Raw genomic sequence first — 337 nt, forward strand, 5'->3', positions numbered from 1 at the left:
CATTCCAGCAAACCATTCTCCAGCCCAAAGATCATAGTCTCCAACTAATCCTGCCTCTAATAAATCAACTGTGTAGTCATAAGCTTCTTTCAATAAAGCATTGTCTTCTAGAATTAACTCGCCGTCAGTATTAAAATACTGCTCTATTGCCTGGTCGCGTTTTGCGTTATATATAAGTTCAAAATTGTCCGCAATTTGCTTACCTGTTGTGTCATGTAACTCTTGAGCAAATGCAGCATAATCATCCCATGTAGCCAATAGCTCACTCACTGCCTCTGGAGAAGAGTCGTAACCCGCTTCTTCAATAACATCTGTTCGATAGAACATAACTGTAGGT

At 40.1% G+C, this 337-nt stretch carries 1 protein-coding gene; it reads right to left on the minus strand.

Going from position 1 to position 337, the window contains the following annotated elements:
* The coding region (locus tag AOA61_RS00500; protein WP_218197322.1) for a hypothetical protein at positions 1–337 on the minus strand (337 nt) is incomplete at both ends.

Origin of the sequence: Pseudomonas sp. 2995-1 (assembly GCF_002742505.1) — a bacterium.
Taxonomy (GTDB): domain Bacteria; phylum Pseudomonadota; class Gammaproteobacteria; order Pseudomonadales; family Pseudomonadaceae; genus Aquipseudomonas; species Aquipseudomonas sivasensis.